This window comes from Ralstonia sp. UNC404CL21Col, from assembly GCF_000620465.1.
GTDB lineage: Bacteria > Pseudomonadota > Gammaproteobacteria > Burkholderiales > Burkholderiaceae > Ralstonia > Ralstonia flatus.
This window is the reverse complement of sequence record NZ_JIBE01000004.1, coordinates 875,276-894,542: the sequence shown is the minus strand read 5'-3', so window position 1 is coordinate 894,542 and position 19,267 is coordinate 875,276. Positions and strand designations below refer to the sequence as shown.

Annotated in this window: 13 protein-coding genes; 8 read left to right on the top strand and 5 right to left on the bottom strand. The window is 64.6% G+C overall.

Annotated elements, in window-relative coordinates; all coding sequences use genetic code 11:
• The first annotated feature begins 216 nt into the window (after positions 1-216).
• The gene (locus N511_RS0112080; RefSeq protein WP_027679532.1) at positions 217-1,563 is read left to right on the top strand and encodes a GGDEF domain-containing protein; all 1,347 of its coding nucleotides are present in this window, start codon (positions 217-219) and stop codon (positions 1,561-1,563) included.
• Between the two features lie 23 nt (positions 1,564-1,586).
• On the opposite strand, the gene N511_RS0112075 is transcribed toward N511_RS0112080, so the two are convergent.
• Positions 1,587-2,156, bottom strand: coding sequence for an isochorismatase family cysteine hydrolase (locus tag N511_RS0112075; RefSeq protein ID WP_027679531.1), 570 nt, complete (start codon positions 2,154-2,156; stop codon positions 1,587-1,589).
• A 205-nt stretch (positions 2,157-2,361) separates the two neighbouring features.
• On the opposite strand from N511_RS0112075, the gene N511_RS0112070 reads away from it, so the two are divergent.
• The 5 genes from N511_RS0112070 to N511_RS0112050 all read left to right on the top strand — a co-directional run bounded on the left by N511_RS0112070 (position 2,362) and on the right by N511_RS0112050 (position 13,814).
• The gene (locus tag N511_RS0112070; protein WP_027679530.1) at positions 2,362-5,304 is read left to right on the top strand and encodes an HD domain-containing phosphohydrolase; all 2,943 of its coding nucleotides are present in this window, start codon (positions 2,362-2,364) and stop codon (positions 5,302-5,304) included.
• Positions 5,305-5,369: 65 nt separating this feature from the next.
• Entirely contained in the window at positions 5,370-6,680 is a 1,311-nt protein-coding gene (locus N511_RS0112065) for a chloride channel protein (RefSeq protein ID WP_027679529.1), read from the top strand.
• 885 nt (positions 6,681-7,565) lie between these two features.
• Positions 7,566-12,860 carry a YadA-like family protein gene (locus tag N511_RS24935; protein WP_027679528.1) on the top strand — a complete coding sequence of 1,765 codons (5,295 nt, stop codon included), beginning with the start codon at positions 7,566-7,568 and terminating at the stop codon, positions 12,858-12,860.
• Between the two features lie 53 nt (positions 12,861-12,913).
• Positions 12,914-13,303 (top strand): outer membrane protein assembly factor BamE, encoded by a 390-nt coding sequence (locus N511_RS24160; RefSeq protein WP_051530912.1) that lies wholly within the window; start codon positions 12,914-12,916, stop codon positions 13,301-13,303.
• 37 nt (positions 13,304-13,340) lie between these two features.
• On the top strand, positions 13,341-13,814 hold the full coding sequence (locus N511_RS0112050) for a DUF4019 domain-containing protein (RefSeq protein ID WP_027679527.1): 474 nt from the start codon (positions 13,341-13,343) through the stop codon (positions 13,812-13,814).
• A gap of 141 nt (positions 13,815-13,955) precedes the next feature.
• Here the strand turns inward: N511_RS0112050 and N511_RS0112045 are convergent, their stop codons facing one another.
• On the bottom strand, positions 13,956-14,435 hold the full coding sequence (locus N511_RS0112045) for a VOC family protein (RefSeq protein ID WP_027679526.1): 480 nt from the start codon (positions 14,433-14,435) through the stop codon (positions 13,956-13,958).
• 171 nt (positions 14,436-14,606) lie between these two features.
• Complete coding sequence (locus tag N511_RS0112040) at positions 14,607-15,005, bottom strand: RidA family protein (RefSeq protein WP_027679525.1); 399 nt, start codon at positions 15,003-15,005, stop codon at positions 14,607-14,609.
• 147 nt (positions 15,006-15,152) lie between these two features.
• Between N511_RS0112040 and N511_RS0112035 the strand changes: the two genes are divergently transcribed.
• The gene (locus N511_RS0112035; protein ID WP_027679524.1) at positions 15,153-16,067 is read left to right on the top strand and encodes a LysR family transcriptional regulator; all 915 of its coding nucleotides are present in this window, start codon (positions 15,153-15,155) and stop codon (positions 16,065-16,067) included.
• 70 nt (positions 16,068-16,137) lie between these two features.
• Here the strand turns inward: N511_RS0112035 and N511_RS0112030 are convergent, their stop codons facing one another.
• Both N511_RS0112030 and N511_RS0112025 read right to left on the bottom strand, forming a co-directional pair.
• The gene (locus N511_RS0112030; protein WP_027679523.1) at positions 16,138-16,992 is read right to left on the bottom strand and encodes a DUF2242 domain-containing protein; all 855 of its coding nucleotides are present in this window, start codon (positions 16,990-16,992) and stop codon (positions 16,138-16,140) included.
• A gap of 510 nt (positions 16,993-17,502) precedes the next feature.
• The gene (locus N511_RS0112025; protein WP_027679522.1) at positions 17,503-18,396 is read right to left on the bottom strand and encodes an NAD(P)/FAD-dependent oxidoreductase; all 894 of its coding nucleotides are present in this window, start codon (positions 18,394-18,396) and stop codon (positions 17,503-17,505) included.
• Between the two features lie 146 nt (positions 18,397-18,542).
• Here N511_RS0112025 and N511_RS0112020 point away from each other — a divergent pair, with 146 nt between their 5' ends.
• The gene (locus N511_RS0112020) at positions 18,543-19,181 is read left to right on the top strand and encodes a TetR/AcrR family transcriptional regulator (RefSeq protein WP_027679521.1); all 639 of its coding nucleotides are present in this window, start codon (positions 18,543-18,545) and stop codon (positions 19,179-19,181) included.
• The last annotated feature ends 86 nt before the right edge of the window (positions 19,182-19,267 follow it).

Below are 19,267 nucleotides of genomic sequence, written 5' to 3'. Positions count from 1 at the left end.
GAACGGGCGCGGCATGCGCCGAACCACCGAGACGCGGTTTCGACCGGTCATTTCAAACGGGGTCACGCTCTTCGCACTGATGCTTGCCGCGACACCCAATTTGGCGGGCGTCCACCTTGCAGCGCAATGCCCACATAACCCTTCGGACGGCTTTTCGGTCGGCCCGGAACCGTGGAAAATCGCGCTCCAACCCCGCTCGCCAACCTGTAGTTCGGAATGACAGAAAACAATCCCTCGGAGACCGCCCGGCACGCCCTCAAGCTGCTGGCCTCACGCAGGTTGGCGCCCACGCCAGACAACTTTGCCTCGATCTATTACGAAATCGCCGGCAGCAAGCCCGACGCAGACGCCCAGGATGCTGAACGGATGGCGCTTGTACGGGAGTTGTGCGAGCAGCTTGCGCGCACGGTCGAAGGCTGCCTGCCGGTGCTCGGCGAAGACGATGCCAGCATCGGCCCCGCCGCCTGGGCGCTGATCCGGGCCTGCCGGTCCGAATTCGAAAGCCTTGCCAACCTGAACGCCAAGCTGTCGACGTTCAACCACCGCTTGTCGCTCGCGGCGGAAGATCAGAGCGAGATCCGCCGGGCGTTGCTGAGCCTGCTGCAACTGGTGTTCGAAAACATCGCCGAGCTGTCCTTGGACGACCGCTGGCTGCGTGGCCAGATCGAAGCCCTGATGAAAGCCAGCGAAGCGCCCGTGAGCCTGCGCCGGCTGGACGATCTGCGCCGCCGCCTCATGGAGGTCATCCAGAAGCAAAGCTCCCTGAAGAGCAAGTCGCTCGAAGCCCAGGAAGAAATGAAGCGGCTGCTGGCGGCCTTCATGGAGCGCCTGTCGGCCGCCGCCGAAACCTCGGGCGAGCATCACCGCCAGATGGAGGCCTGCGCCAAGAAGATCGAATCGGCCAACAGCATCGCCGACATCGCCCCGGCCATTCAAGACGCGCTGTCGGCCACGCGCTGGATGTCACTGGAGTCGGCGCGCAATCGCGATGTGCTGTCGGCAATGAAAGTCAAGGCCGAGGAGGCCGCCGCCGAAGTGGCGCAACTGCGCAAGGCGCTCGATATGGCATCGGCGTCGGCGCGTCACGATCTGCTGACCGGCGCGCTCAATCGCAAGGGGCTGGAAGAAGCGCTGGAGCGCGAAGTCGCCCGCGCGGCGCGCCAGAACAGCGCGCTCTCCATCGCGTTTCTGGACATCGACGACTTCAAGTCGATCAACGACACGCACGGCCACAGCTTTGGCGACGATGCCCTCTCACACCTGGCCCAGGTGGCGCGCGAATCGATGCGCCCGCAAGACACGCTCGCCCGCTTTGGCGGCGAGGAATTCGTGATCCTGATGCCAGACACGTCGCTGGAAGAGGGCGTGCAGACCATCGTCCGCCTGCAGCGCGCACTCACGCAGCGCTTCTTTGCGGCGGGCGACACCCGCTTGTTCATCACCTTCTCTGCCGGCGTGGCGGAAGTCGGCAAGGCCGAACCGCCCATGGCCGCCATCCATCGCGCGGACCGTGGCATGTATCAGGCCAAGCGCGCCGGCAAGAACAAGGTGGTCAGCGCCTGAGCGCGCCGACAACCTCTTGCCATTTACTCCAGCATCGATAGCGCATCGGCCAGCGACAGCACCGTCGTGCGCGACTCAAACGCCGTCGCAAACAGATGCTCGTGCACGACCGGGTCGGGGTCGTAGCAGCAGTCCTTCACGGTGAACAGGCGGTAGTCCGCATCGCTTGCATGCGCAACGGAAGACAGCATCACGCCCGTTGACGCAACCCCCGCCATGATCAACGTATCGATGCCCTTGGCGGATAACCGCACCTGCAGATCCGTGCCGTAGAACACGCTGGCGCGGTGCGCGATGATGATCGGCTCATCGGGCCGCGGGCCGAGTTCCGGCGAGATGCGGTCTTCAACGAACAGCCCCAGTTGCTTGACCCCTTGCCCGTTCTTGTTCAACGGGCTGACTTCCGGATAGCCGGGGCTGAAGTGGAACTTCGCAAAGTAGACGCTGATGCCCTTTGCTCGCGCCGCGTCGCACAGCGTGCGGGTGTTGGCGAGCAGCGCGGGTGCCACCGACGGAAACAACGCCATGATGTCGGTCTGGTAGTGCATGACCAACAACGCCGTTTGTTTGGGAACCAGCGCGAATGTCGACATAGGGCTACACGATCCGGGTGGGGAGGGCGGTCGACTCTATCACGCGTGCCTGTGTGGATTTCAACGGGCCGATGGCTCCCGCCTTGACGATCCCCCGGACGGCACCGAAACTGGACTGGACAGTTTGTGCGGTGCCCGTGTCAGCCTGGGCTTGTGCTGTACAGCATCGCAACCGCCGTGTAGTACCCCGTCGAGGGAGGGGGCCATGCAAATGCGCAGGCGTTATCCGCTTCATGTCCATCTGTGGGTGCTGTTCGGGGCGCTGGTACTGGTGCTTGGCGCGCTCATCTGCGGCATCCACTTCCTCATGAGCAAGGCGGAGCGAGAGCGCGCCGCCACAGAAGCCACCCACCGCATCAGTCGCGAAACGCTGGACGAGGTCCAGGACTTGTTCGCCCCGGCCCAGATGGCGGTCAAGCTCGTCAGTCACAGCTCGCTGGCGGATGCGGTGTCGAACGACGAACGGCTCGAGCGCCTGGCACTCGTACGTGATGCGCTGGACACATCGCCGGTGCTGCAATCGTTGTATGTCGGCTATGACGACGGCAGTTTCTTCTACGTGCGGCCGCTGCGCGAAACGGCGGACCGCGACGTCTTCAAGGCCCCAAGCCAGGCGGCCTATGTGGTGCGCACGGTGGAGCGCGCGGGCAACGTCGCCCAAGGGAAACTGACTTTCCTGGATGCCGGTTTGGCCGTGGTGAAGACTGTCGACGCTTCCGACTTTGCCGAGCGCTTCGACCCCCGGCAGCGGCCCTGGTACGTCTCTGCCATCACAAAGGGCGGGTTGATCCGCACCGAGCCCTACATGTTCTTTTCCGACCGGCAGGCCGGCGCCACGCTGGCCGTGCCGACCGCTTCGCGTCGTGCCGTGGTGGGTGGGGACGTTCGGCTCGACCTGCTCGGGCGCATGCTCGCGCGCAAGGAGACTGTCGAGCGTGGTCTGCTTGCGCTGCTGGATGCAAACGGTCAGGTCATCGCCATTGACCGTTCGCCACCTGCCTCTGCCTCCGCGCCGGACAACATTCTGTCGGGCCTGCTCGCCGCGCCTGCCGACTACGGCCTGCCCGTCCTCACGCAACTGGCCGCAAACCTGCGCAGCCCGGGGGCATCTCCCACGGGCCAAGCGCTCATCTCCGCCGGCGGAGAGGCCTGGTACACCAGCACCGACCAGCTCACGCCAACCGGCGGCACGCCACTGTTCCTGATCTCTGCGGTGCCGCAAGACGAACTGCTGAAGGATGCACGCCGCCAGGCATGGCTGGGCATCGGCGCGACGGGCCTGGTCATCCTTTTTTCGTTGCCGTTGATCTGGTGGTCGGCCCGCCGTATTGCGCATCCCATGGAGGCACTGGCCGACGGCATGGACGCCATCCGGCACTTCGATTTCCAGCAGCCCATTGCCGTGCGATCAAGCATCAGCGAGGTGAGCGCCCTGGGCGAAACGTCTGAACACATGCGGCAGACGATTCAGCGCTTCCTGACCATCGTGCAGGCGGTCTCCGCCGAAGCACGGCTGGAGCAGCTCTTGCCGGTACTGCTGCGCAAGATGCTCAACGCAGCCGGTGGTAGCGCGGGCGTGCTGTACCTCGCCAATGACGATGCGCTGAATGCACGCGTGGCGTTCGACCGCGCCGGCAACGACGTGGCGTCGATGATCGTGCCGGCCGGTCAGGATCAGGCGCTGCCGTTGATCCGCTTCACGGCCGGTGCGATGACACCGCGGGCCGGCGTCATCACGCCCGACGACATCCGGGCGGCTGGGCTCGCACCCTTGACGGCGGACGCGTCGTGCCACGCAGCGGCAGTGCCGCTCGTCACGCGCGAGCATGCGCTGCAAGGCGTCATCCTGGTCTTGCGCGACACACCCATTGAACCGGCTCAGCTTGCGTTTGTCGGCATGCTCGCCAACTTGTGTGCGGGCGCGTTGGAGGTGCGGGAACTGTCCGAGGCGCAGCGCAAACTGTTCGATGCGTTCATCCAGGTCATGGCCGGCGCAATCGACGCCAAGAGCCCGCACACCGGTGGTCACTGCGGGCGCGTTCCCGAACTTGCCAAGATGCTCGCGCACGCCGCCTGCGATGCCACGGATGGCCCCTACAAGGCTTTTCAGATGACGGAGGCACAGTGGCACGCCCTGCATGTGGCCGCGTGGTTGCACGACTGCGGCAAGGTCACCACGCCCGAATACGTCATCGACAAGGCGACCAAGCTCGAAACGCTGCATGACCGCATTCACGAAGTGCGGATGCGTTTTGAGGTACTCAAGCGCGATGCCGAGATCGCTTGCCTGCACGCCATCGCCGCCGGCGAGCCCCCCGACATTGCCCGGCACCGGCGCGACACCGAACTGGCGGCGCTGGATGACGATTTTCGGTTTGTCGCCACCTGCAACCTGGGCGGTGAATTCATGGATGCGCCGCAGAAAGAGCGGTTGCTTCGCATCGCCACCCGTACCTGGACGCGCACGCTGGACGACCGCCTGGGCGTTTCGCAAGAAGAACTCGCGCGCAAGGCACGGCACCCGGCGCCCCCTTTGCCGACAGCCGAACCGCTCCTGGCCGACAAGCCCGAGCACGTGATTGAACGCACTGCACACGACACCATTGCGCCGGCCAACCCGTGGGGCTTCAAGCTGAATACGCCCGCGCACCTGTATGACCGCGGCGAGCTGCACAACCTGATGGTCAGCCGGGGCACGCTGTCGGAAGAGGAGCGCTTCAAGATCGAAGACCACATCGTGCAGACGCAGATCATGCTCTCGCGCATGCCCTTCCCCAAGGCCCTGCGGGATGTGCCGGAAATCGCAGGCAACCACCACGAGAAGATGGACGGCACCGGATATCCGAGGCGGCTGCGCCGCGAGCAGATGAGCCCGCTCGCACGCATGATGGCCATTGCCGATGTGTTCGAAGCACTCACCGCTGCCGACCGGCCTTACAAGAAGGCGAAGACCTTGTCAGAGTCGGTGCGGATCATGGCAATGGCGAGAGACCAGCAGCATATCGACCCGGAGCTGTTTGATCTGTTTCTGAGCAGCGGCGTGTATCTGCGCTACGCCGAGCGCTTCATGCAGCCCGAACAGATCGATGCGGTCAACGTTGCGCAATACGTGCGGGGCGCCGAGGCGGCCAGCCAGAGCGCGGCGTGAGGCGGGCACCGGCTATGCGTCGGCTCCTATAATCTCCGCTTCCTCCGAACCGACGCCGCCGCCCCATGTTTTCTCCTCTCCACATCGCAGATCAATCCGTGCGTCGGGCCAGGAGACTCTGGGCAAACTACGGCGTCTTCTGGCTCGGTGCCGTTCTGGTGGGTCTGGTATCCGTCGCTTATGCAAAGGCCATCGATCTTGGATTCGAGCTGTTTCGCGGCATCGTCTCGCACGCGTTCTGGCTGCCCATCGTCATCACGCCCCTGGGTGCGGCACTCGCCATCTGGTTGACGCGCCGGTTCTTTCGCGGTGCCGAGGGCAGCGGCATTCCGCAGGTCATTGCGGCGCTGGAGGATGGGAGGCTGTCCAGTTCGCTGCTCTCCTTGCGGATCATGTTCGGCAAGATCGTGGTGTCGTTCCTGGGCATCCTCTGTGGCTTCACGATCGGGCGAGAGGGCCCCACGGTGCAGATCGGCGCATCGCTCATGTACGCCATGCGGCGGGGCTATCGCCGAAGCAGCCAACACATCGAACGGCAACTCGCACTGGCCGGCGCAGCGGCAGGGCTTGCGGCTGCGTTCAATACGCCGCTGGCCGGCGTCGTGTTTGCCATTGAAGAGCTGACGCGCAGTTTTGTGGCGCGCAACAGCGGCACGCTCATCACCGCCATTATCTTTTCCGGCGTGGTCGCGCTGGGCCTGCAAGGCAACTACCTGTATTTCGGGCGCATCCAGGCGATTGGGCAGTTTCATCTGGCGCTGGTGCCCGTGGTGATTGGCGCAAGTGCCCTCTGCGGCGTGGTGGGCGGCGTGTTCTGCTGGCTGTTGCTCAACATACCCCGCTGGATGCCTGCGCGGCTGGTGGATATCCGGCAGACGCAACCGGTCTGGTTTGCCTTCCTGTGCGGAGTCGCCATCGCGCTGATTGGCCTGGTGTCAGGCGGCACCACGTTCGGCAGCGGCTATGCCGAAGCGCGGGGCCTGCTCGAAACGCATCAAGCGCTCTCGCCGTTCTATGCGGTGCTCAAGTTCGGGGCACTCATTGCCTCGTACTTGTCCGGCATCCCGGGCGGCATCTTCGCGCCGTCGCTAGCGATCGGGGCGGGGCTCGGCAACGTCATGTCGCTTGTGACATCGGCGATCCCGCTGCCGAGTCTTGCCGCGCTCTGCATGGTCGGCTACCTGGCGGCGGTTACGCAGTCGCCCATCACATCGTTTGTGATCGTGATGGAGATGATCGACGGCCACGAGATGGTCTTGCCGCTCATGGCGGTGGCGTTGTTGTCCAGCCAGGTTTCCAAGGCGTTGACGCCGTCGTTCTATCACACGCTCGCGCATCGGTTTCGTGCGGCGGTGCCGCGCCCCGCGGCGCAGTGAAGGCGTTCGTCCAACGGCACGAGCACACACAGTTCGCGGAGCGGTCCTCCAGGTCACCCAATTCGTGCGCAATTAAAAAGCGGCACGCTCCATACCGAGGCGTGCCGCTTTTTTATGCTTTGCGCAAAAAACGTTCTTGGAAATGTCATCGATGATATTAGCCCCGATAAGCATGTGGTTTTATCCATCGATACCGCGTGAATATTTTCTTTTATTAATAATTCTCTGTGACCAGCATATCTAAATCATTTGGTTTACCAAAACACGCATACTTGGCCTTTCCAATTGTAAAAACACCGATATTCATAGTCCTAAATATCTAGACACAATTCGCAAAGTCGTCTACTTTTGTTCAGAATCTAGAGTGTTCCTTCTGCGCTCGCTCAGCCCCTGCACAACAAGACGGTGTGTGCTTGAGTTGGCGCTCCTTCGTCAATAAAAAAGCCGCATCTACCGGGGGTACGGTAGCTATGAGTACGACGAGCTACACGGTCTGGGCAAACGTTTGGGCAAATACAAGGCACGCGCCACGTGTCGATCCATGCCCCGCCCGCACAATTCAAGTCGCGATCAAGTGGCCTTTCGATCCGCCCTGATTCCTCGCGCCCTGACGGGCCAAACCGTTGACCACTGAACATTCGGCTCAGCGGACCAGCATTGAACGCCTGCCGTATTGAAGACGCTCCTGATCGGAGCGGCGAGTTGCTGCGTCCTTTTTAAAGCCGCGTGGTGGTCAGCCTTTGAATTTCTGGCAGTTCCAATCATCGGGAACCGCAGCTTTTGCGGGCGCCTAGGGCGTGTTCGTCCTTGTGGTGTGTGCCGCGCGGTGGCTAACCCGGTTTTTCTCTTTTTTCTTGCGCTCTCGGCGAGCACGGTGGAATCCAAATGAACAAATCCTACAAAACGATCTGGAATGAGGCGCTGGGCGCCTGGGTGGCGGCGTCGGAGCTGGATAAGGCGAAAGGGAAGGGCGGTACGGTCCGGCGTATCGGGCGCGCTTCCGGCCTGAACTCCGCCAGCGGTGCGATGACATTGATTGCAGCGGCGGTCGCCGTCTTTGGCGCGGCCGTGCCGGAAGAGGCGCTGGCGCAGGCGAACTGCGCTACGGCCCCGTACAATTTTTACAGCGGCAGCATGACGTGCGTCGGCTTTATGTCCACAGCCACGCAAGGCGGGGCCACGGCCGTCGGTTATGGCGCCAACAGTACGGGGCTTAACGGCGTGGCAGTCGGCTTCCAGTCAATTGCCTCCGGCGTCAATTCCATCAACGTGGGTGCGCGTACCGCTCCGGGTACCGGTGCAACTGCCGATTCGACGATCGCCATCGGGACCGATGTCACTGCAAACGCCACCTCTGCCATTGGCGTGGGCGTGCAGGCGGCTGCCAGCGGTACTTCGGCGATTGCCCTTGGCGCTTTGGCCAAGGCAACCGCAACCAACGCCGTCGCGCTTGGCACAAACGCGCAGGCGACCAATGCCGCCGCCACCGCCGTCGGTAACGGCGCAAAAGCCAGCGGCAACACGGCTCTCGCGCTCGGCGGGCAGGCGCTCGCCATCGGCGACGGTACCGTTGCGGCGGGTCAGGGCGCCGGCGCAGGCTCGACCACCGGCAACACCGGCTCGGTTGCCGTCGGTATCGCCACCGGCACGCTCGTGAGCGGGGCGCAGAACTCCGCAGTCGGCGGCGGTATCGCGAGCGCGATGCGCGGCGCGGGGTCTGGCGTCACCGGCACGCGCAACGTCGCGTTCGGCACGGGCGATGGCACGGTCACGTATGACGGCACGCTGGCCGCTTCCGCGGGTAACTTGGTATCCGGCAACGACAACGTCGCGATCGGCACGAACGCGGGCATCGGCGTAACAGCAAACGGCACCACCTCGGTCGGCTTGAACGCCAAGGCATCCGCCACTGGATCGATCGCCATCGGGGTTCAGTCGACAGCCGCGGGCGGTTTTGGCGTGGCGGTGGGCAACGCGTCGGTGGCTTCGCAAAGTGGCGCCACTGCCATGGGCAGCGGCGCAACAGCGTCGGGTGTATCAGGCACGGCCATCGGAAACAACGCGGTGGCATCCGGCACGAATGCCGTTGCGATGGGTCTGGGCGCGCGGGCTACGGCCACCAACAGCGTGAGCATCGGCACAAACAACGTCGTCAGCGGTGCGAATTCCGGGGCGATCGGCGATCCGAGCACCATCACGGGCTCGGGTTCGTATTCGCTCGGTAACAACAACACGATCAATGCGAACAACGCGTTCGTCGTGGGCAACGGCGTGACGGTAGCCGGTGGCCTGGACGGCGCAGTCGTCCTCGGCAATGCCTCGACTGTATCGGCAGCCGTGCAGACGCCGAACGCCACCATCGCAGGGACGACCTACACGTTCGCGGGCGGTGCGCCGGCGGCGGGCGATGTTGTCAGTGTCGGCTCGGCCGCCGCCCCACGGCAGATCCAGAATGTCGCAGCCGGACGGCTTAGCAGCAGCTCGACCGACGCGGTCAACGGCTCGCAGTTGTTTGCGACCAACCAAGCGGTGAATGGCGTCTCCACCACGGTCAACAACATCCAGAACGGCGCCGGCATCAAGTACTTCCACGCCAACTCCACAGCGGCGGATAGTCAGGCCACCGGCACGGACAGCGTCGCCGTGGGCCCGCTCGCGGTCGCCAGTGGGGCGAACAGCGTCGCCACCGGCAACGGCGCGCAAGCGCAAGCCGCCAACGCGCTTGCACTGGGCGCCACTGCACGGGCCACCAATGCCGGCGACGTGGCGCTCGGCTCCGGTTCTGTGACCGCCGCCTCCAACCCAACGGCCAGCGCCGTCATCGCCGGTGTCACGCGCAACTTTGCGGGGACGAACCCAACCAGCGTTGTGAGCGTCGGTGCAGTCGGTGCAGAGCGCCAGATCACGAACGTCGCTGCGGGCCAGCTCAGCAACTCGAGCACCGATGCCGTCAACGGCTCGCAACTCTTCGCGACCAACCAGGCTGTCGATGGTGTTTCCACCACCGTCAACAACATCCAGAACGGCGCGGGCATCAAGTACTTCCACGCCAACTCGACGGCGGCCGATAGCCAAGCCACCGGCACAGACAGCGTGGCCGTGGGGCCGCTCGCGGTTGCCACCGGGGTGAACAGCGTGGCAGCCGGCAACGGTGCGCAAGCGCAAGCCGCCAGCGCGCTTGCACTGGGCGCGACTGCACGTGCGACCAATGCCGGCGACGTGGCGCTCGGCTCCGGCTCCGTCACCGCCGCATCCAACCCAACGGCGAGTGCAGTCATCGCCGGTGCCACGCGCAATTTCGCAGGGACGAACCCGACCAGCGTTGTGAGCGTCGGTGCGCTCGGCGCAGAACGTCAGATCACCAACGTTGCGGCGGGCCGCCTGAGCAATTCGAGCACCGATGCCGTCAACGGCTCGCAGTTGTTTGCGACCAACCAGGCGGTGGACGGCATCTTCACTACGGTCAACAACATCCAGAACGGCGGGGGTATTAAGTACTTCCACGCCAATTCCACTGCGGCCGATAGCCAGGCCACCGGCACGGACAGCGTCGCCGTCGGGCCGCTCGCGGTTGCCACTGGGGCGAACAGCGTTGCGACGGGTAACGGCGCCCAGGCACAGGCCGCCAACGCGTTGGCACTGGGCGCAACTGCACGGGCCACCAATGCCGGCGATGTGGCACTCGGCTCCGGTTCCGTCACCGCCGCATCCAACCCAACGGCGAGTGCCGTCATCGCCGGCGCCACGCGCAACTTTGCAGGGACCAACCCGACCAGCGTCGTGAGCGTCGGCGCGCTCGGCGCAGAACGCCAGATCACCAACGTCGCCGCAGGCCGCCTCAGCAATTCGAGCACCGATGCCGTCAACGGCTCGCAACTCTTCGCGACCAACCAGGCGGTGGATGGCATCTTCACCACGGTCAACAACATCCAGAACGGCGCAGGCATCAAGTACTTCCACGCCAATTCCACGGCGGCCGATAGCCAGGCCACCGGCACGGAAAGCGTGGCCGTTGGGCCGCAGGCGGTGGCCAGCGGCGCGAACAGCGTCGCCATGGGTAACGGCGCGCGGGCCACGGCTGCCAACTCCGTCGCGCTCGGCGCCAATTCCACCACCACGGCCAACCTGGGCGCCGCTGCCTACAACCCCGGCACGGCAGCGCTGGCAGGCACCTCGCCGGTGGGCGAGGTCTCGGTGGGGTCGGCTGGCAACGAGCGCCGTATCACCAACGTGGCTGCAGGTTCGGCGGCAACGGATGCCGTGAACGTGAGCCAGCTGCAATCGGTGCAAACCGAGCTGACGCAGACCAAGAACGACGCGCTGCTGTGGGACCCGACCGCCAACGGCGGTACGGGCGCCTTCAGCGCCAACCACGGCGGCACGGGCCCGAACGTCATCACCAACGTTGCACCGGGCGCGTTGAATGCCACCAGCACGGATGCGGTGAATGGCTCGCAGCTCTTCGCCACCAACCAGAACGTCACGAACCTCGGCAACTCGATCACCAACATCCAGAACGGCGGCGGCATCAAGTACTTCCACGCCAACTCAACGGCGGCTGACAGCCAGGCCACGGGCACCGACAGCGTGGCCATTGGGCCGCTGGCGGTTGCAGCCGGCGCCACGAGCCTTGCAGCGGGCAATGGCGCGCAGGCGCAAACGGCCAACGCGCTCGCGCTCGGTTCGCTGTCGACGGTGTCGGTGGCAGGCGGTGTGGCGATCGGCTCCGGCGCGATCTCTGACCGCCCCATTGCTTCTGGTATCGGGTCGATTCCCGCAGGGAGTCAGGCCGTGCCGTTCAACACATCCGACGGAACGCTGCTGGGCGCCGTGTCGTTTGGTAGCGCCGCAGGCAATACGTACCGCCAGTTGACCAACGTGGCCGACGGCACCGGCCAGCACGATGCAGCCACGATCCGCCAACTGACCGGCGCGCTGCAATCGTTCGCGGTCACGCCCACGCTGTACTTCCACGCCAATTCGGCGGCGGCCGATTCGCTCGCGGTCGGTTCGCAGTCGGTGGCTGTGGGGCCGACGACGGTGGTGAACGGCGACAACGGCGTCGGCATCGGCAACGGCGCGATCGTCCAGCAAACCGCGCCGGGCGGCATTGCCATCGGCCAGGCATCCACCTCCGGCCAGGCCGATGCGATTGCACTGGGCAGCGGATCGACGGCCAACGGCGCGCAATCCATCGCGCAAGGTGCGAACGCCAATGCGGCATTGGCGGGCGGCATCGCCATCGGCTCGGGTGCGAAGAGCAACGCGGTGGATGCCATGGCCCTGGGTTCGGGCGCCAACGCCACGTTTGCCAACAGCGTTGCGCTGGGCGCCGGGTCGCTTACTTCGGTAGGCGCGTTGACCAACTACATGGCCTTCGGGTTGACGGCGCCGCAAACCTCGTCGGGTGAGTTGAACGTGGGCAACCGCCAGATCACCGGCGTGGCGGCCGGCCGCCTGGGCTCCGATGCGGTCAACGTGTCGCAGTTGCAGGCGGTTCAGCAGCAACTGACGACGTACATCAACAACAACGGCGGAACCTTCACGTCCACCTCGCCCAACGGCAGCACCAACAACACGCCCCCCGCCACGCCGGGCCCCAACTCTTCTGTGGGCGGCACGGGCGCCGTGGCGTCGGGCTCCAACAGCACGGCGCTGGGCAACAGCTCGCAGGCAACCGCCAACAACTCCACTGCCGTGGGTACGGGCGCAGTGGCAACCGGCAGCGGGTCCACCGCCATTGGCGCGGGCAGCAATGACGGCGGCCGTACGGATGTCGTCTCGGTGGGCTCGTCCACCTTGTCGCGGCAGGTGATCAACGTAGCGGCCGGCACGGCACCCACCGATGCCGTCAACGTGTCACAGCTGAACAACGCCATCACGCAAGCCAACAACTACACCGACAACCAGGTCGCGGGCCTGCGCAACAGCATCGATTCGTACCGGCGCGATGCCGACGGCGGCACCGCCATGGCGATGGCAATGGCCGGTCTGCCGCAACCGACCGGCCCCGGCAAGAGCATGGTGGCGGTGGCAGGCAGTGTGTACAACGGCCAATCGGGTCAGGCGGTCGGTATCTCAACGGTGTCGGAAAACAACCGCTGGATCTACAAGGCCGCCGTTTCCACCAACACGCGCGGCACGTATGGCGCCGTGGTCGGTGCCGGGTATCAGTGGTGAGGCCCGCCCCAACACAGCAACCACCGCAACGTGACCTCTTTCGGATTCCTGATATGAACAAGCGCTCAATCCCCGCCTGCATTGCCACGCTCTCGTGCGTCTTCGCCCTTGCGGCATGCGCGGGCCCCGGCCCCACCGACACCGCGTTCCCCAAACCGGACACGGCGATGACGCCCGAGGGCTCGTTCCCCAACGTTGACCACCTGCGCATGGTCGAGCCCGGCATGACCAAGGGCCAGGTCTATGAGCTGATCGGCGTGCCGCACTTTCATGAGAGCGTGTTCCGCGTGCGCGTGTGGAACTACCTGTTCCACTTCCGCAGCGCAGACAAGCCCGTCACGTGCCAGTACCAGATCCAGTTTGACGACGACAACCGCCTAACCAAGACGCGATGGGCCGACCCGCAGTGCGAGACCTTTGCACCGGCAAAGCCCGCCCAGTAAGTCACCAGACACACCCAGATCAGACGGAGAGACGTTGATGAACGGTTTTAACAGCGCATTCAAGATGGTGGCCGCCTGCGCCCTGGCCGCCGCTTCTGTGCTGGCCCACGGCGCGGAAGCGGGTGACTCCGCCGACGAGTTGCTCGGCAACGCCGCGCTCGCGCTCAAGCGCATTGACGCGGGCGACTACACCGCGCTGTGGCAGCAGACCGCGCCTTTCGTGCGCGGCGTCTTTACGCCGGATCGCTTTGCCAGCGGGCTCACGCAAGCGCGCAAGTCGGTCGGGGCGGTCCGGCAGCGCGGCTGGGCATCCGTCACGCGGCTGACCTATACAAAGGTCAAGGAGGTTCCCGATGGGCTGTATGCAAACGTCGACTTCGCGACGCAGCTGACCGATGGCCGTGTCGTCTACGAGAAGGTGAGCTTCCAGCTGGGTGCCGACGGGCATTGGTACTTCACGGGGTATGACCCGCGTCAGAACCAAGGGGCGGCACCGCAGGCACAGAAGTGATCATGCAGACCACGCAGCCCACGCAGCCCACGCTGCTCCGTCAAACCGGCGCAGCTTGACCAAAGCATCGGCCTGCATTGCCGAGCCGCCGCAGCTGGCGCTCGGCAATGCAGATGCAGCAAGCGAGTAAGCGATGAACGCTCAGCCCCGCCGCGCCGCCTCAATCGTGGCGATGTCGATCTTGCGCATTGTCATCATCGCGTCGAAGGCGCGCTTGGCCGCTGCGCGGTCCGGGTCGGTAAAGGCCGCCGTGAGCGCGCGCGGCGTGATCTGCCACGACAGGCCCCACTTGTCCTTGCACCAGCCGCAGGCGCTTTCCTGCCCGCCGTTGCTGACGATGGCGTTCCACAGCCGATCAGTCTCCGCCTGGTCGTCGGTCGCAATCTGGAACGAGAACGCCTCGCTGTGCTTGAACTGCGGGCCGCCGTTCAGCCCCAGGCACGGAATGCCCGCCACCGTGAACTCCACCGTCAGCACGTCGCCCTCCTGGCCGGCGGGGTAGTTGCCCGGCGCGCGGTGCACGGCGGTGACTTTGCTGTCTGGGAAGGTCTTGGCGTAGAAGTTGGCCGCGTCCAGCGCATCGCGGTCGTACCACAGACAGATCGTGTTCTTGCTGACCATGCATGTCTCCTCAAGGGGCGGGCGCCGGCATGTGCGGTCGAGGCATTCCACAGGTTGCGCGCGCCCGTGATGTGACGTGGGTGCCATTGCCGTTGCGATTGCCGTGGCTTGCACTCTCTCACATTCCTACGCGTGCGCCGGGTACTGATTCTCGTAGGTTTGGCGCCCGCGTCATGCCGGCTCGGGCAGCTTGGCGATCACCTTGATCTCGAACTGGAAGCCGTACAGCCACGTCACGCCAATGCCTGTGAGCGTGGGGTAGGGCGCCTCGCCCCAATGCTCCCCGACCACCTTCCAGATCGGCTCGAATTGCGTTTCGGGGTTGACGATAAAGACCGTCACATCGATCACGTCCTGGAACGTGCAACCGGCGGCAGAGAGGATCGCATTCAGGTTGTCGAAAGCCAGCCGCACCTGCTTCTGCAGATCGGGCTCGGGCGAGCCATCCGGCCGGCTGCCCACCTGGCCCGACACAAACAGAAAACCGTTGGAGCGGATGGCCGGTGAATAGCGGTTTTGCTCATACAGCGCTTGGCGCGCGGCCGGAAACACAACATCGCGTGCAGACATGAATCGCTTCCTTGCTGGGTAAAAAGGGTTGGGCTAAAGGGCTGCGCAGCCAGGGCACTGTATGCATTCGCACCCCGCGAATAAACCGCCCATGCCTACAATCACTGTTTGCCGTTGCCAAACAATCTTCCCGAGTCAGGAGCCGACGTGGACCGTTTCGATGCACTGCAGGCCTTCGTCCGTGTGGTGGAGGCCGGCAGCTTTACCAAGGCTGCGCAGACGCTGGAGATCAGTAAGACCACCGTCACCCAACTCGTCCAGCAGTTGGAGGCCCGCTTGCGCGTGAAGCTGCTGAACCGCACCACGCGCCAGGTCAATGTCACCGCCGATGGCGCTGCCTACTACGAGCGCGCCGTGCGCCTGCTGGCCGACCTTGAAGACGCTGATACCAGCCTGTCCACCGCATCCGCCGCCCCGCGCGGGCGCCTGCGTGTGGATGTGCCCACCCCGTTTGCAAGGTTGATCCTCGCCCCCGCCTTGCCCGAATTCCACGCGCGGTATCCCGACATCCAGCTTCACATTGGCGCGAGCGACCGCATGGTCGACGTGATTGGCGACAACGTCGACTGCGTACTGCGCGGCGGCGAGCTTGCCGACTCTTCCCTACAGGCCCGCCGCGTGGGCGCGTTGCAGCTTGGCGTGTATGCAGCACCCAGCTATCTGGAACAGGCCGGCACGCCCCTGCACCCCAGCGAGCTGGAAGACCCGCGCCACCGCGTCGTCGGTTTTCTGAGCACGCTCAGCGGCAAGCTCCGACCGCTCACACTGCAGCGTGACGACGAAACGTTCAACGTGAGGGCGCGCTATGTGGTGGCGCTGGATGACGGCAATGCCTACCTGGCGGCCGGCGTGGCCGGGATGGGCGTGATCTGGTTGCCGCACTACATGGGCGAGCCGCACGTGGCGCGCGGCGAACTGGTACCGCTGTTCACCGATTGGCACCTCACCCCCATGCCGATGTATCTGGTGTTTCCGCCCAACCGGCATGTCAGCGCAAAGCTGCGGGCGTTCATGGGCTGGGTGGATGCGTTGATGGCGCGGCATGCGCCGTTGGCGGGTTGAGTGAATGCCGGCATACGACGCCCAAGAAAAAAGCCGCCTCAAAGGCGGCTTTGTTTTTTGATGGAGCCCCTCAGCTCGCCCCACCCGTTGTGGAACTGGCGGGTTCAGACGCAGGTGCCGGGCTCGGTGCCGCTGCGGGTACGGGTGCCGGCGGCGTGGTCACTGCAGGCGCGGATGCCGGTGCAGCCTCAGCAGGCGCCTTCGGTGCCGGCGTAGCCGCCGGAGCCGAAGCCGGCGCCACCACCGGCACAGGCGGCGCGGCCGGCGTGGGCACCACGGGCGTGGTCATCTTCATCGGCTCGCCTTGCGGTGTGGGCGCGGGCTCAGGCAGCGGGGCCACGTGTTCCTTCTCCGCCGCCTTGGCAACCTTGTGGTCCTTGCGCGCCGGGTCGACCTTCAGGAAGTGGTCGACCAGGTTGAAGTAGCGCTCGTAAAACACGCCAGCCGGAATCGTCTCGCTGGCCACCTTCACCATCGAATCGTCACCCGAGCCGATGGGCAGCGACACCGAGCCGAGGATGCTCAAGCCCACGCTGGCCGACGTGCTCGTCTTCTTGAGCGCGTAGCGGTCTTGCACGGCATTCACATAGGCCGTGCTGGAGGTGCCGTCTGCATTGGCCTCTGCACACACCACGTGGAACGAGATCACCACGTGCGAATCGTTGCTCGGTTGGAAATTCTTGCTGCCGTCGATCGTGTCCGGGCGCGGCGAAGTCGACACATAGCCCTGGCTCAGCAGCGCGCGGCGTGCCGCCTCGCACGTCGCATCGGACTTGGCGTGGAAGGTGCGCGCATAGGGGCTTGCCGCCGCATCGAACTGCTCCTGCTGATAGAGCGGCGTGGGCGCAGAGCTGCACGCAGCCAGGGCGGCAGCGAAGCTGGCAGCGGCACACAAAACGGACAACGGACGGAAGCGGTAGGGCATGGCGTTGGGCAAAAGGGCTTGGCCGGATGGTGTAACGGCCCGGCGGTGCCACTGCAGGTGCGGCGCAAGTTTCATGCGCGGCAGGCGGTGGCGGCGTTGGTGGATAGCCGGGCGACATTATAAGTTTGTCGGGTGACACGTCACCCACGGCTTGAGTGTTCTATGCGCACCAACATGGCGCTTCAGCCCGCCCGCAAAGCCAACGCCATCCGGCGGTTCAGGCTCAGTTTCAAGCAAACTCGGCAATCAACAGATGGCGTTGACGCCTGCCTGGCGTGCGGCGTCTTATCGCGCCCAGGGCGTGACACCCCACTTTGGTAGGAGGTGGCAAGCACGAGCCGCCGCGCACCGGCCAAATGTACCGGCTACCGCAGCGCTGCGGAGTCCCCACCTTCCGGCCTATCGATCAATCAGTCGATCCACCGACTCGACGGTCTGCCCTTCACCGCGCCGATCTACGCCAACCGTTTCGAAGGCGACGCCGCCGCGGGAGAAAAAGAACCTGCGCTCTCAAACCACCATCGACTGCTGGGCGAAGATGCCCGCCATCGCACCCTGCGAGGATGCCTGGGTAACGGACGGCAAGAAGGGCGTGGCGAGGTCGCCGGCGGCGTAGATGCCGGGCATGCTGGTTTGGCGTCGGTCGTCGACGTTGAGGACCACGCCGGTGGGCGTATCGAGCGTGGCGAGGCCCAGGGATTCATGCAGGCTTGCAGACGGCTTGTTGCGCGGATTGGCGAACAGGATGTCGACCGCGACATTGCGACCGGTATCGAGGTTGACGGTGGCGATCCGGCCCTTGTGATGGGCGATCTCGACGATCCGGCCATCGACGAGAGGGATGTTGCGGCGCGCCAGATCGGCCTGAATATCGGGCGCAATGTCACGACCATCGGCGAAGACAGTCAGCTTGTCAGTCCAATCGCGGAACAGCTTGGCAGACTGGTACGACTGCGGGCTGGACCAGACAAGGCCCCAGTGCTGGCCCGCGACTTCAAAGCCGTCGCAATACGGGCACGGCACGATGGACGTGCCCCAGCTTTCGGCAAAGCCCGGCACATCAGGCATCTGGTCGACGACGCCATAGCTCAGAATCAGACGGCGCGCCCTCAGGGTTTCTTGATCGTCGGTGACGACGCAGAAATCGTCGATGGCGCCAGACACGCTCTCGGCCCGCGCGTTGACGAGGCTGACCGTTGGATAGCGCGCCAGCTGCTGCCGCGCCTCGGCCAGGATATCCATCGGCGGCTTGTGATCGTGGCCAAGCAGGCCATGCGAATGGCCGGCAAAGCGGTTGCGCGGCCGGGCAGTATCGAGCACGGTGACTTTGCGGCGGGCACGGCCAAGCTGCAGGGCGGCGGCAAGGCCGGCAAAGCTGCCGCCGATGATGATGACGTCATTCATGGTGATGGGCTCCGTGTTGTGGATGAGGGGTGGGCCGGGAAAACCTGATCTGCACAACCGGTTGAAACCTGCCCTTGGCTTGCACATTGCGATACTGAGTGGTATCGTATTGACCAATTTCAATACTGTCAAGTACCGTAATTGCCGTGAGCGAAAACAACCAAAGCCGGCGCGGCCGGCCCGCCAACGAAGCGCTTCGCCAAACGATTGTCGACACCGCCTGCGAACTCTTTGTGGAATTGGGTTTTCAAGCAACGACCATGGACAAGGTCGCGCAGCGGGCGAAGATATCCAAGCTGAGCATCTATCGGCACTTCGAGAACAAAGAGGCGCTGTTCAGCGCGGCCATGGTGGCCCGCTGCGATCAATTTGCGCCGCAGGCCCTTTCTGAAGGCGTCGACGGTTCGGCCGAAGATCAGCTCATGGCGGTGGGCTCATCCTTGCTGCGCACGCTGTTGAGCCCGGACGTCCGCAGTGTCGAAGCCATGGTCTTGGCCGACAAGACGAATCAAAAGGCGTTAAGCCAGCTCCATTACGAAGCCGGGCCGGCCAATGTTGTCGCCCACATCGAGGCCGTATTGCGTCAGCTGCACGCGAAAGGGATGCTGCACGTGCCCGATGCGCTCCTGTCCGCCCGCTTGTTTGCCGCGCTTTTCAAAGGAGCCGATCTGCTGCTTATTGCACGCTTCGATGAAGCGCGAGCAGAGAACGACAACGAAATCGAATCCTATTGCCGGGCGGCCGTCGCCATGTTCACTGCCGCGCACCAACCACCCACCTCCTGAAGGGCGAGCTACACCGCGGGTTGCCACCACGGAAGGCTGGTTCCGGCCATACAGCGCCGCGCGTCACTGCACCCCGGATATGCTCA

What these genes read in the sequence shown, in the direction of transcription:
- N511_RS0112025 (WP_027679522.1), bottom strand. Translation starts at nt 18,396, where the DNA reads ATGAATGACGTCATCATCATCGGCGGCAGCTTTGCCGGCCTTGCCGCC.
- N511_RS24160 (WP_051530912.1), top strand. Translation starts at nt 12,914, where the DNA reads ATGAACAAGCGCTCAATCCCCGCCTGCATTGCCACGCTCTCGTGCGTC.
- N511_RS0112030 (WP_027679523.1), bottom strand. Translation starts at nt 16,992, where the DNA reads ATGCCCTACCGCTTCCGTCCGTTGTCCGTTTTGTGTGCCGCTGCCAGC.
- N511_RS0112075 (WP_027679531.1), bottom strand. Translation starts at nt 2,156, where the DNA reads ATGTCGACATTCGCGCTGGTTCCCAAACAAACGGCGTTGTTGGTCATG.
- N511_RS0112080 (WP_027679532.1), top strand. Translation starts at nt 217, where the DNA reads ATGACAGAAAACAATCCCTCGGAGACCGCCCGGCACGCCCTCAAGCTG.
- N511_RS0112065 (WP_027679529.1), top strand. Translation starts at nt 5,370, where the DNA reads ATGTTTTCTCCTCTCCACATCGCAGATCAATCCGTGCGTCGGGCCAGG.
- N511_RS0112045 (WP_027679526.1), bottom strand. Translation starts at nt 14,435, where the DNA reads ATGGTCAGCAAGAACACGATCTGTCTGTGGTACGACCGCGATGCGCTG.
- N511_RS0112050 (WP_027679527.1), top strand. Translation starts at nt 13,341, where the DNA reads ATGAACGGTTTTAACAGCGCATTCAAGATGGTGGCCGCCTGCGCCCTG.
- N511_RS0112070 (WP_027679530.1), top strand. Translation starts at nt 2,362, where the DNA reads ATGCAAATGCGCAGGCGTTATCCGCTTCATGTCCATCTGTGGGTGCTG.
- N511_RS0112040 (WP_027679525.1), bottom strand. Translation starts at nt 15,005, where the DNA reads ATGTCTGCACGCGATGTTGTGTTTCCGGCCGCGCGCCAAGCGCTGTAT.
- N511_RS24935 (WP_027679528.1), top strand. Translation starts at nt 7,566, where the DNA reads ATGAACAAATCCTACAAAACGATCTGGAATGAGGCGCTGGGCGCCTGG.